The sequence below is a fragment of the Limnohabitans sp. Rim8 genome, assembly GCF_945869175.1.
In the GTDB taxonomy this organism is placed as follows: Bacteria; Pseudomonadota; Gammaproteobacteria; order Burkholderiales; family Burkholderiaceae_C; genus Limnohabitans_A.
Window position 1 is genome coordinate 1 of sequence record NZ_CAMBNZ010000084.1, and the last position, 12,006, is coordinate 12,006.

General features: G+C 60.3%; 10 protein-coding genes. 4 read left to right on the forward strand and 6 right to left on the reverse strand.

All coding sequences use genetic code 11. The features are described from left to right. Window positions 1-2,187 (forward strand): DNA topoisomerase IV subunit A (parC, locus tag Q0O19_RS11745; protein ID WP_295523198.1); only part of this gene is annotated, 2,187 nt, incomplete at its 5' end. Between the two features lie 7 nt (window positions 2,188-2,194). Here the strand turns inward: parC and Q0O19_RS11750 are convergent. From Q0O19_RS11750 to Q0O19_RS11760, 3 genes are read right to left on the reverse strand one after another with little or no spacing between them, the layout of a single operon-like run. Next, complete coding sequence (locus tag Q0O19_RS11750; RefSeq protein WP_295523200.1) at window positions 2,195-2,710, reverse strand: DUF1993 family protein; 516 nt, start codon at window positions 2,708-2,710, stop codon at window positions 2,195-2,197. 59 nt (window positions 2,711-2,769) lie between these two features. After that, window positions 2,770-3,033 (reverse strand): DUF2164 domain-containing protein, encoded by a 264-nt coding sequence (locus Q0O19_RS11755; protein WP_295523202.1) that lies wholly within the window; start codon window positions 3,031-3,033, stop codon window positions 2,770-2,772. Between the two features lie 8 nt (window positions 3,034-3,041). After that, on the reverse strand, window positions 3,042-3,500 hold the full coding sequence (locus tag Q0O19_RS11760; protein WP_295523203.1) for a RidA family protein: 459 nt from the start codon (window positions 3,498-3,500) through the stop codon (window positions 3,042-3,044). A 246-nt stretch (window positions 3,501-3,746) separates the two neighbouring features. Between Q0O19_RS11760 and Q0O19_RS11765 the strand changes: the two genes are divergently transcribed. After that, entirely contained in the window at window positions 3,747-6,227 is a 2,481-nt protein-coding gene (locus tag Q0O19_RS11765; protein WP_295523205.1) for a DNA internalization-related competence protein ComEC/Rec2, read from the forward strand. A gap of 38 nt (window positions 6,228-6,265) precedes the next feature. On the opposite strand, the gene xth is transcribed toward Q0O19_RS11765, so the two are convergent. Genes xth through Q0O19_RS11780 form a run of 3 tightly spaced genes read right to left on the reverse strand, consistent with a single transcriptional unit; the run spans window position 6,266 to window position 8,402 of the window. Continuing rightward, window positions 6,266-7,048 (reverse strand): exodeoxyribonuclease III, encoded by a 783-nt coding sequence (gene xth / locus Q0O19_RS11770; protein ID WP_295523206.1) that lies wholly within the window; start codon window positions 7,046-7,048, stop codon window positions 6,266-6,268. Then, window positions 7,045-7,539, reverse strand: a complete 495-nt coding sequence (locus Q0O19_RS11775; protein ID WP_295523208.1) for a dihydrofolate reductase — start codon at window positions 7,537-7,539, stop codon at window positions 7,045-7,047. Before Q0O19_RS11775 ends, xth begins: the two co-directional genes overlap by 4 nt. 11 nt (window positions 7,540-7,550) lie before the next feature. Further along, on the reverse strand, window positions 7,551-8,402 hold the full coding sequence (locus Q0O19_RS11780) for a thymidylate synthase (RefSeq protein WP_295523210.1): 852 nt from the start codon (window positions 8,400-8,402) through the stop codon (window positions 7,551-7,553). A gap of 486 nt (window positions 8,403-8,888) precedes the next feature. On the opposite strand from Q0O19_RS11780, the gene Q0O19_RS11785 reads away from it, so the two are divergent. Beyond that, window positions 8,889-10,625, forward strand: coding sequence for a ShlB/FhaC/HecB family hemolysin secretion/activation protein (locus Q0O19_RS11785; protein ID WP_295523212.1), 1,737 nt, complete (start codon window positions 8,889-8,891; stop codon window positions 10,623-10,625). Between the two features lie 8 nt (window positions 10,626-10,633). Then, window positions 10,634-12,006 (forward strand): filamentous hemagglutinin N-terminal domain-containing protein (locus Q0O19_RS11790; RefSeq protein WP_295523214.1); only part of this gene is annotated, 1,373 nt, incomplete at its 3' end.

Below are 12,006 nucleotides of genomic sequence, written 5' to 3' on the forward strand. Positions count from 1 at the left end.
TCGTACAGCGGCCCGAACAACAACACCGCCGCCAAGCCCGTCAAAAGCGCCCGCGTGGTGGGCGATGTGCTGGGCCGCTACCACCCGCACGGCGACACCGCAGCCTATGACGCGCTGGTGCGCATGGCGCAAGACTTTTCGCAGCGCTACCCGCTGATCGACGGCCAGGGCAATTTTGGCTCGCGCGACGGTGACGGTGCAGCCGCCATGCGCTACACCGAGGCTCGTTTGTCGCGCATCACCAGCTTGTTGCTGGGTGAGATCGACATGGGCACGGTGGACTTCATTCCCAACTACGACGGCTCCACCGAAGAGCCGCGCCAGTTGCCCGCCCGTTTGCCCTTCAGTTTGCTCAATGGTGCCAGCGGGATTGCCGTGGGTCTGGCCACCGAAATCCCCAGCCACAACCTGCGCGAAGTGGCCGATGCCTGTGTCGCCTTGATCCGCAACGACAAACTCAGCGACAGCGAGTTGATGGCCATCATCCCCGGCCCCGATTACCCCGGTGGTGGCCAGATCATCAGCCCGGCCAGCGACATCGCTGACGCCTACCGCACCGGGCGCGGCAGCCTCAAAGTGCGTGCCCGTTGGAAGATCGAAGAACTGGCCCGTGGTCAGTGGCAGTTGGTGGTGACCGAACTGCCGCAAGGCGTGAGCTCTCAGCGCGTGCTCGAAGAGATCGAGGAACTCACCAACCCCAAAGTCAAGGCCGGTAAAAAAGCACTCAGCGCCGATCAGGTCCAGCTCAAAGCCAGCATCCTGAATGTGCTGGACGTTGTGCGTGACGAGTCGAGCAAAGACGCTGCTGTGCGCTTGGTGTTCGAGCCCAAAACCAGCCGCATCGAGCAGAGCGAACTCATCACCGCCTTGCTGGCCCACACCAGCTTGGAAACGTCGGCGCCGATCAACATGACGTCCGTGGGTATCGATGGCAAGCCGATCCAGAAGTCGCTGCGCCAGATGCTGGTGGAGTGGATTAGCTTCCGCCAGACCACCATCACCCGCCGCAGCCAGCACCGCTTGAACAAGGTGCTGGACCGCATTCACATTCTGGAAGGTCGCCAGTTGGTGTTGCTGAACATCGACGAGGTGATCCGCATCATCCGCCACAGCGACGAGCCCAAGCCCGCGCTGATCGAAGCTTTTCGCTTGAGCGATCGCCAGGCTGAAGACATCCTCGAAATTCGCCTGCGCCAACTGGCCCGCCTGGAGGCCATCAAGATCGAACAAGAATTGAGCGAACTGCGCGAAGAGCAGGGCAAGCTCGAAGAGATTTTGGGCAGCCCCGCCGCGCTGCGCCGACTGATGGTCAAAGAGATCGAACAGGATGCCAAGACCTTTGCCGACCCGCGCCGCACGCTGATCCAGGAAGAGAAAAAAGCGGTGGCCGACGTCAAAGTGGTGGACGAGCCCGTGACGGTGGTGGTTTCTGAAAAAGGCTGGGTGCGCGCCCGCACCGGCCACGGCCACGATGCCACGGGTTTTGCTTTCAAGGCAGGCGATGCTTTGTATGGCACCTTCGAATGCCGCACGGTGGACACGCTGTTGATTTTCGGGACGGCCAAAAACGGATCGGGCCGAATTTACAGTGTCGCTGTGGCCACATTGCCCGGTGCACGGGGTGACGGCCAACCGATCACCACCCTGATCGACCTGGAAACCGGCACCCAACCCGCCCACTACTTTGCAGGCCCGGCCCATGCGACCTTGCTGTTGAGCGGCTCAGGCGGCTACGGCTTCATGGCTGCGGTGGAGCACATGGTCTCGCGCAACAAAGCGGGCAAAGCCTTCATCAGCCTGGGTGAAGGCGAAACCGTGTGCGCGCCCAGCCATGTCAGTGGCAGCAGTGCCACCGTAGCGGCCGACAAGCAGCCCATGCCCGCCGCCACCAGTGTCTGCTGTGCCAGCACAGGTGGCCGTGTGCTGACCTTTGAGATCGCTGAACTCAAGACCATGGAAAAAGGCGGCCGAGGCCTGATGCTCATCGACCTGGAAGCCCAAGACAGCTTGGCGGGCGCGGCGGCCTACACCCGCAGCATCAAGATTGCGGGCGTTGGCCGAGGTGGCAAGGCGCGCGAAGAAACCCTGGAAATCCGCAGCCTGAACAACGCCAAAGTGGCGCGGGCCAAGAAAGGCAAAGTCGCCGATTTGGGTTTCAAACCAAACCGGGTGACGCGGGTGGAGTGATCTTCACTCAGCCCTGCGCGCCCAGCAGGTAATCGATCTTGCCCACTTCGACGCCGTTGTGACGCAAGATGGTGTAAGCCGTGGTGATGTGGAAGTACATATTGGGCATCATCCAGCCTGTCAGGTAGTCCTGGCCTTTGAGGGTGCGGGTTTTGCCCGGGCCCGCGGGGAAAGTGATCTCTTTGTCTTCCGTACCGTCGAGTGCCGCGGCCGGAACGGTGGCGATGAAGGCCAGGGTTTTTTGGATGCGTTCTTGCAATTGGGCCAGTGTGGTTTCGGTGTCCTCGAACTTGGGCGCTTCCATGCCGCTCAAACGGGCCACGCCGTTCTTGACCGCATCGCAAGAAATCAGCACCTGGCGTGTGAACGGGAACATGTCGGGGGCCAAACGGTAGGTGGTCAGTGCGCTGGGGTCGATCTTTTTGGCTTCAACGAACTGCTCGGCCTTGGCCAGGATGTGGCTGAGGTTGGTGAGCATTCGGGTGCACACAGGCAATGTGGCGCTGGACATGGAAAGGGTCATGAAAGTCTCCGGGTTTGAATGAATGGTTTGATGCGTTTGCGTGAATTTGGGTTCGCGCCTTATTGGCGCTTGTTGAACTTTTGCCAGTACTGAAATTCATCCTCACGGACTTCGTATTCCAGGTCTTCTGCGCGCATGAGCATGCGCTCTTTGGCGTCACTCACCGCGCGGTTGTATATGCTGGGGCCAACTTCTTCCAGAACAAAGCCGAGCAAAGCACCGGCCGTGATGTTGCCGATTTTTTGGTCAAAATTCTCCAGGAAGTAGCGCTCGATGCTGGAAATAGCCTGGGCCCGGTCTTCTTTGCTCAGTTCGATGGCCATGCGCGTTCTCAGCCGATTTCGGCGATCAGTTCGATCTCAACACAAGCGCCCATCGGGATTTGGGCGACGCCAAAAGCGCTGCGGGCGTGTGCGCCGACTTGGGGGCCAAACACTTGGCCCAGCAGTTCACTGCAGCCGTTGGTGACCAGGTGCTGCTCGGTGAAGTCGCCTGTGGAATTGACCAGGCTCATCACCTTGACGATGCGCTTGACCTTGTTCAGATCGCCCACGGCGGCGTGCAGGGTGCCCATCAGGTCAATCGCCACAGCGCGCGCCGCTTGTTGGCCTTCGGCGGTGGTGATGTTTTTGCCCAATTGGCCGGCCCAGACTTTGCCGTCTTTTTTGGCAATGTGGCCCGAAAGAAATACCAGATTGCCTGTTGGCACAAAAGGCACATAAGCGGCAGCCGGTACAGCCACCGGGGGCAGCTCAATGTTGAGGGATTTCAGGGTGTCATAGACGTTCATGGCGTTGGCTCGTTGTGAGGTTGGATCGGAGGATTTTGGCAATCATCATTCGTTGTCGAGCGATTGTCGCTGAAACCGATTTCCATTCACACCCTCACCATGACCCGAAGACATGTCTAAACTGATATAAAAGTATGCTTAAAATAAATTCCGAGCGTTCCATAAATCCAGCCCATTCGGGGAGGCTGTCATGACCCTCAATCCAAGTCGGACCCCAAGCCAAATTTTCCAGCTGCGGGCTTGTCCATGAGCGCTCGCTCAGGGCGGGGGTGGTTGTTGGGTCTTGTGGCTTGGAGCGCAGGGATCGCTTTGCAACTGCAGCAAGAGACGCTTTGGGCCTTGTCTTCTTATGCCGCCCTGGCTTCTTTGGCGTGTTGCACGGGCTGGTGGATCCACCGCCAAAAACCGACCTTATGGCTGAGACCCCTCGCTTTGGGGGGAGTGTTGGTCTGTCTTTCGTTTGCTGTGACGGGTTTGCATGCGCTGACGCGGTCGCTGGCCATCGACCCCGCGCTGGAGGGCCAAGACTTGGATGTGGTGGGTGTGGTGCAAGCCATGCCCCAGCGGCAAGACGTGGGGTGGCGTTTTCGTTTTCGCATCGAGCAAGCCTGGCGGGTTGATCAATCAGGTCAAAACCGGGCGATAGACTTGGACAAGGAACTGCCCTCGCAGGTGTATTTGGGGTGGTATGGGCAAGATGGCAGACACGACAGCGGATGGAACATGTCGGCATTGCCCGAGCCGGTGAAGGCGGGCGAACGATGGCGACTGCGTGTCCGCTTGAAAGCGCCGCACGGCCATTTGAATCCACGGGGGTTTGACTACGAGTTGTGGCTCTGGGAACAAGGCATACGGGCTACAGGCTATGTCCGAACTGGTGTCAAAGACCCGAGCCCTGAGCGGCTGGCCAGCACGTGGCGGCACCCGATAGAAAGCTGGAGACAGTCGGTTCGCGATCGGTTGCTGACCCATTTGGCCTCGTCACCCGAGGGTGCAGCGTCCGCCCAACACAGTGGCGTGGTCGCCGCCTTGGTCACGGGCGATCAGGCCGCCATAGAGCGAAGCGATTGGGACCTCTTTCGGGCCACTGGGGTGGCCCATTTGATGAGCATTTCAGGTCTGCATGTGACCATGTTCGCCTGGCTGGCTTCGCTGGTCGTGGCCTGGGGCTGGCGCAGATCGGCGCTTTGGGGCTTTTCAGGGGCTTTGCGTTACCCCGCACCTCAGGTGGGGGCTTTGGCGGGGCTTGTGCTGGCCGGTTTTTATGCCTTGTTCAGCGGTTGGGGCGTGCCCGCGCAGCGCACGATGTGGATGTTGGCGGTGGTGGTGGTGCTCAAACTGTCGGCCCGGCTTTGGCCTGGGCCATTGGTCTGGGCTTTGGCCGGGGCGGTGGTGCTGACTTGGGACCCTTGGGCCATGTTGCAGCCGGGCTTTTGGCTCAGTTTTGTGGCCGTGGGGATTTTGATGGCGACGGGCCATGCCTGGGAGTCAGGGCAAAAGACATTAGGGGCCAATGCTTGGCTGGGACAAGCTGGGTCATTGGTCAGGGAGCAATTGATTGTCACAGTCGCCTTGGCACCGCTGGGATTGTTATTTTTTGGACAAATTTCTTTGGTGGGGTTGCTCGCCAATTTGCTGGCCATTCCCTGGGTGACTTTCTTGGTCACGCCCTTGGCCATGCTGGGGGTGGTGTGGTCGGGTGCCTGGGACCTGACGGTGTGGGTTATGCAGCCGCTGTCGTTGGTGTTGACCTGGATGGCGTCATGGCCCATGTCCTCTGTGTCTATGGCCATGGCGCCTTGGGGTTACGCTGTCTTGGCCCTGGTCGGCGCCGTGGTTCTGGTGCTCAAAGCACCGTTGTCTTGGAAGGTGCTCTGCCTGCCGCTGCTTTGGCCCGTTCTGTTTTGGCAAACGCCCAGGCCCGACGCGGACACTTTTGAGCTGCTGGCCGCTGATGTGGGTCAGGGCAATGCGGTGCTGGTGCGAACCGCACAGCACAGCTTGCTTTACGACGCAGGGCCGCGTTATTCATCCGAAAGTGATGCGGGGCACCGGGTGTTGGTGCCCTTGTTGGCCCAATCGGGAGAACGCTTGGATGTGCTGATGCTCAGCCACCGAGACAGTGACCACACGGGCGGTGCCGCCGCCGTGTTGTCCATGCAGCCTCAAGCGGCGCTGTGGTCTTCTTTGGAAGAGGGCCACCCTTTGCACAGCCTGCGTCCTGGCTGGACGCGTTGCCAAGCCGGGCAATCCTGGGTCTGGGATGGGGTGCTTTTTGAGATTCTTCATCCGCCTGTGCAAGCCACTGGCGCGACCTTGGACAAAAAAATCAAACCCAATGCGCTCAGCTGTGTGCTGCGCATCAGCCAAGGGGCGGCATCGGCTTTGTTGGCCGGTGACATCGAGGCCCCTCAAGAGTTGGCCTTGGTGGCGTCAGGCCTTCAACCCGTGGACCTGCTCTTGGTGCCTCACCACGGCAGCAAGACATCGTCCACAGAGCCATTCATTGAGGCCTTGCAGCCCCAAGTGGCCGTGGTTCAAGCCGGCTACCGCAACCGCTATGGCCATCCGGCAGAGCCAGTGGTTCAGCGTTACAAGGCCATGGGCATTGACTTGGTTGAAAACACCCGCTGCGGCGCTGCGCGCTGGGTCAGTTCAAAACCGCAGACAGTGCACTGCGAAAGGGATTGGGCTCGGCGGTATTGGCACCACACCGTGCCTCCTTGATCTGTGGCGAGGGGGCGCGGGACTGGGTGTTTGGCCGCTCAGGCGGACAGCGTCAGCACCACCGGCGTGTGGTCGCTGGGCCGCTCGTTATTGCGGGGTGTGCGGTCGATCACGCAGGCGCTGGCCCGTTCTTTGAGGGCTGGCGAAATCAAAATGTGGTCAATCCGAAGGCCACGGTTGCGGCGGAACGCGAACTCTCGGTAGTCCCACCAGCTGTAACTTTTTTCGGGCTGCTCAAACAAGCGGAAGCTGTCGACCAGTCCCAAATCGGTCAGCGCTTGCAATTTTTCGCGCTCGGCCACGGTGCAGTGGATGGTGCCCGCCAGGCCCACCGGGTCCCACATGTCCAGTTCGTCAAAGGTGATGTTGAAGTCGCCTGTGAGCACCAGTTGCGGGTGGCGCGTCATTTCGCCTTGCACCCAATCGCGCAGGGCATCGAGCCAGCGCATTTTGTAGACAAACTTGTCGCTGTCCGGGGCCTGTCCATTGGGGAAGTACGCACCGATCACCCGAACTTCACCGCCTTGGCCATCGGGGTAGGTGGCGGCAATCACGCGCGACATGTCGTCTTCAAAGCCCGGGATGTTTTTCACCACTTCGGCGCCTGTGGCCAATGAAATCAGCGCCACGCCGTTGTAGGTTTTTTGGCCGAACCAATGGGCTTGATAGCCTGCTTCTTGGAAGGCAGCGATAGGGAACTTGTCGTCGGTGAGCTTGAGCTCTTGCAGGGCCAGCACCTCGGTCGGGTTGGCAACCAGCCAGTCCAGCACCTGAGGCAGGCGTACGGACAAAGAGTTGACGTTCCAAGTAGCGATTTTCATGAGGCGCTTGATTGTTGGTAGGTGACAAACGCAAAACACAAGCCGCTGGCGCAGGTGTGTGATTCGCGCTGAACCTCTTGCCAGCCTGTGGACAGCGTGGGGGCGAAAGCATCGCCGTCAAAGTCTGCATCGATCTCGGTGACGACGGCTGTCCTGGCCAGCGGCTCGGCTTGGCGGTAAATTTCTGCGCCGCCCATGACCCAGGCGTCGGTCGCCTCGCCGCACAGGCGCATGGCCTCCTCGATCGAGCCGGCCTTCAGAGCACCTTCGGCTGACCAGTTGGCTTGGCGGGTGACTACGATGTTGACACGGCCAGGCAGTGGCCGAAAACGCGCGGGCAGCGAGTCCCAAGTCTTGCGGCCCATGATGACGGGCTGTCCCAGAGTGGTGCGCTTGAAATGCGCCAAGTCTTCTGGCAGGTGCCAGGGCATTTGGTTGTCTTTGCCGATCACACCATTGCGGGCGCGGGCGTAAATCAGGTGCAACTGCATTGAACAGGGGCTTAGACAGCGACGGGGGCTTTGATGGCCGGGTGATGTTCGTAGCCCAGCACCTCAAAGTCTTCGAACTCGTAATCCAAAATCGAGGCGGGCTTGCGCTGGATGTGGAGCGTGGGGTAAGCCATGGGCGCACGGCTCAGTTGCAGCTCCACTTGAGCGTGGTGGTTGCTGTAGATGTGGCAATCACCGCCGGTCCAGATGAAGTCGCCCACGTCCATGTCGCACTGCTGCGCCACCATATGGGTCAACAGGGCGTAGCTGGCGATGTTGAAGGGCACACCCAGAAAAATGTCGGCGCTGCGCTGGTACAACTGGCAGCTGAGTTTGGCTTTTTCGCCGGGGTTTTGCGGCGGCGCCACATAAAACTGGAAGAACGCGTGGCAAGGCATGAGGGCCATCTGGTCCAGCTCGGCCACGTTCCAGGCGCTGACGATGATGCGGCGGCTGTCCGGGTTGCTCTTGAGGGTGTCCATGACCTGCTGTATCTGGTCGATGTGGCCGCCGCTTGGCGTGGGCCAGCTGCGCCACTGCACGCCGTAAACCGGGCCAAGTGAGCCATCTTCGCGTGCCCATTCGTCCCAAATGGTGCAGCCGCGCTCTTGCAGCCACTTCACGTTGCTGTCGCCGCGCAAAAACCACAGCAGCTCCACGATGATGGCCCGCAAAAACACCTTTTTGGTGGTCACAAGCGGAAAACCTTCGTTCAGGTCGAAACGCATTTGGTGGCCAAACACACTGCGCGTGCCGGTGCCGGTGCGGTCACCCTTTTGTACGCCTGTTGTGTACACGTGGCGCATGAAGTCTTCGTATTGGCTGCGAACTGGGCGCTGCAGGGGCTGGGCGAGGGTGTTCATGGTCACTGAGTTTAAGCCACCCGCTCAATGAACGGGTCAGGGCAGCCTCCCCACGAGGGGGACATGGGCCACATTCTGGCCGCAACTCAATACGCCAGGACAAAAGCAAACCCTTCAGTGCAGCTGATAACGGTCTTCTTGAAAATCGTTTGATAAATTATAATGTTTTTAATAATTTTATAATTTGAATTAGCAAATATAAAATACAAATTGTTTATTTATGATTTACATTTTTAGAAAAATGTGGAGAATCCATTGCTTCGTCTGAAGCCCAGTCCATTCACCATCTTTCCCGATGCTTTATTCACCGTCTATGAAGCCATTTGAATTGAAAAATCCAGTGGTTCGACAGCATTTAAAAAGTTTCTGGCAACAGGATTCATGGAACCCATGGCCGGTTACCCGACTCGACTTTTCGTCAACGGCGCAGTGCCTGGGCATTGATTTGAACGAAGCGCAAAAAGCCAACAGCCAGGTGCCCAAGTCATGAGCCGACTCACCCAAAGCATGGTTACAACAGCCCGCAGGCTTGCACAAGTCCTGTTGTGGGGGTGGTCTGTGTCGGTTTGGGCCGCACCCGATGCCGGCTCTCTGTTGCAGCAACTCGAAGCGCGCCCCGCAGGCAACCGGGTGGCGCCCCAGCTCAAGACGCCTCAAGTACCCACACCGCCCGCGGCGGAGACCGGCGGCGCGGTGGTGCGGGTCAATGCTTTTCGTTTTGAAGGTCAAACACTTCTTGGCCCTGAGGACTTGCACGCCGCCCTGAAAGGTTTTACCGAACGCGACCTGAGTCTCACGCAACTGCAAGAAGCAGCTTGGGTCATCGTGCAAAGCTACCGCGAAGCGGGCTGGCTGGCCCATGCCTTGGTACCGGAACAAGAGATCGAAGGTGGCGTCGTGACCCTGCGCGTGATTGAAGCCCGTTTGGGCCAAGTGCGCACCGAGTTTCCAGAAGGCACCAAGCTGCCGCGCCAACACATTGAGGCCATGGCCCAAGCCCATTTGGCGCAGGGACAACCCATCAACCTGAACCAGCTCGACCGTTTGATCTTGCTGCTGGGCGACTTGCCCGGTGTGGTCGCCAATGCTTCGTTTGTCCAGGGCAAGCTCGATCTCAGCACAGACGTGCGCATCGCGATCAGCCAGAGCAAGGCGCTGGACGCCAGCATCACCACCGACAACTTTGGGGCGATCTCGACCGGGCGCACCCGTATCAGCGCGAACATCTTGGCGAGCAACCCCGCAGACCTGGGCGATGCCTTGCAATTGCAAGGGGTTGCCACCGACGGCAGCCGCTACGGTCGCCTGGCCTACAACTGGCCAGTTGGTTTACAAGGCATTCGTGCAGGACTGCACGCGTCCGACATGCGTTACCGCCTGGTGGGCAGTTTTGCCGCGCTGCAAGCCAGCGGCTCGGCCCAAACCTGGGGGCTTGACCTGACGGCCCCCTGGGTCCGCCAGTCAGGGCGCAACCTGAATTTGCTACTCAATACCGACCACAAACGCTTTGACAACCTGGCCCTGGCCAACGTCGCAGCCACACAAGCCACCACGGTTTCAAACTACCGCATCGATGTGCTGCGTGCAGGCTTGTCGGGCCATTGGATCGACACCCTGCTGACCCCGGCCCAAAACACGTTGGGCCTGCAAGCGAGTTGGGGCAAAGTGGACTTGCGCTTTTCGCCCAACGTGGGTGCAGATGCGCTGGCGGCCCACACGGCGGGTGCCTTCAGCAAGCTCAATGTCAACTTCAGCCGAGAGCACAACCTGACGGACCAGACCACCGCCTACCTCCAAGCCGGGGCCCAGTGGGCCAACCGCAACCTCGACTCGTCCGAAAAGCTCTACCTGGGCGGTGCCAGCAGCGTGCGGGCTTACCCCAGCAGCGAAGCGGGCGGCACTTCGGGCACCACGGCCACCGTGGGGCTCAGGCACCGCATCAACGATGCCTTCTCTTGGAATGCCTTTGCCGATTGGGGTCGTGTACAGGTTTACAAAAACAACACCAGTGCTTCGGGCCACGAGCTGATCAATACCAACACCCAGACGCTCAAAGGTGCAGGCGTTTCTGTGAACTGGCGCAGCCCCCAGGGACACGAAGTTTCAGCCACCTGGAGCCGCCGCTTGGGGGCCAACCCCGCGGCCCACCCCACCACCGGAGCCGACAACGACGGCACCTTCATCGTGAACCGTTGGTGGCTGTCAGCCACCTTGAATTTCTGAACCAAGCTATGAACCACGTTTACCGCCTCAAGCGATCGGGTCGCAGCCAACAACTCCAGCCTGTGCCCGAGACCGCACGCGCCTCAGGCAAGGGCAGCCGCACGGGTCAAACTTTGGCGCAAGCCGTCGCGGCCGCCCTCGCCAGCGTGGCTTTGGGCAGCACGCTCAGCCTGAGCCATGCGCAGCAGGCGCCCCCAGCTGTGCACCAACTGCCCCAAGGTGGCGTGGTCACCCGAGGCAACGCCACCCTCCAGACCAGCACCACGCCCGCAGGCAACGCGCTCATGAGCGTGAACCAAGCGAGCCAACGCGCGGTGATCGATTGGGCCAGCTTCAACCTGGGCAGCCAGGCCAAGGTGCAGTTCACGCAGCCCAGCAGCAGCGCGGTGGTGCTCAACAACATTCTGGGCCACAACGCCAGCCAAATTTACGGACAGATCAGTGCCAACGGGCAGGTGTTTCTGAGCAACCCGAACGGCGTGTACTTCTCGCCCACGGCGCAGGTCGATGTGGGCGGCCTGGTGGCCACCACGGGCAAGATCAAGGCTGACGATTTCATGACGGGCAAGGTCACCTTCCACCGCGAAGGCAGCACCGGCAGCGTGGTCAATGAAGGCCGTCTCAGCGCAGCAGCAGGGGGTTACGTGGCACTTTTGGCACCCGAGGTGCGCAACCAAGGCACCGTCATGGCCCAAATGGGCACCGTGGCACTGGCCTCGGGCGAAGCCATTGCCCTGAGTTGGAACCATGCAGGCACCGGTTTGGTGGGCATCACCACCACCGCGCAAGCCATGGCTGCTTTGGTCGAGAACCGAAGCGCGGTATTGGCCGAAGGCGGGCAGATCATGTTGTCGGCCCATGCCCTGGCCACGCTGCAAGGCGCTGTGGTCAAAAACAGCGGGCAGCTCAGCGCCACCAGCCTGACGGAAATGGGCGGCAAGATCGTCTTGATGGCCGACCGCATCGAGCTGACGGGGACCAGCCGCATTGAAGCGAATGGCGCGCAAGGCGGCGGCACCGTGCTGGTCGGGGGGGACTGGCAAGGCCGTGGCGACACGCGCCAAGCCATCCAGGTCACGATGGCGGAAGGTGCCAGCATCGAAGCCAACGCCACAGGGGCGGGCGATGGCGGCACGGTGGTGCTGTGGAGCGATGTGCACAAGCCCAAGGGCCTCACACGGGTCGAGGGACGCATCGAGGCCAAGCCCTCTGGCACAGGCCAAGGCGGACAGATTGAAACGTCCGGTCATGGGTTGGAAGTCACCGAGACGGTGCAAATTGACACAGGCGGCGGGCAATGGTTGCTGGACCCTTCTAATGTGACCATCAGTACGGGCACTCAATTTGGCATGACCGCAACGACTGTGGGGGGGAACTATGA

Bases quoted from the DNA above. Each gene is read 5' to 3' on its own strand.
- Q0O19_RS11750 (WP_295523200.1), bottom strand. From the start codon at position 2,710: ATGACCCTTTCCATGTCCAGCGCCACATTGCCTGTGTGCACCCGAATG.
- Q0O19_RS11755 (WP_295523202.1), bottom strand. From the start codon at position 3,033: ATGGCCATCGAACTGAGCAAAGAAGACCGGGCCCAGGCTATTTCCAGC.
- Q0O19_RS11760 (WP_295523203.1), bottom strand. From the start codon at position 3,500: ATGAACGTCTATGACACCCTGAAATCCCTCAACATTGAGCTGCCCCCG.
- Q0O19_RS11765 (WP_295523205.1), top strand. From the start codon at position 3,747: ATGAGCGCTCGCTCAGGGCGGGGGTGGTTGTTGGGTCTTGTGGCTTGG.
- xth (WP_295523206.1), bottom strand. From the start codon at position 7,048: ATGAAAATCGCTACTTGGAACGTCAACTCTTTGTCCGTACGCCTGCCT.
- Q0O19_RS11775 (WP_295523208.1), bottom strand. From the start codon at position 7,539: ATGCAGTTGCACCTGATTTACGCCCGCGCCCGCAATGGTGTGATCGGC.
- Q0O19_RS11780 (WP_295523210.1), bottom strand. From the start codon at position 8,402: ATGAACACCCTCGCCCAGCCCCTGCAGCGCCCAGTTCGCAGCCAATAC.
- Q0O19_RS11785 (WP_295523212.1), top strand. From the start codon at position 8,889: ATGAGCCGACTCACCCAAAGCATGGTTACAACAGCCCGCAGGCTTGCA.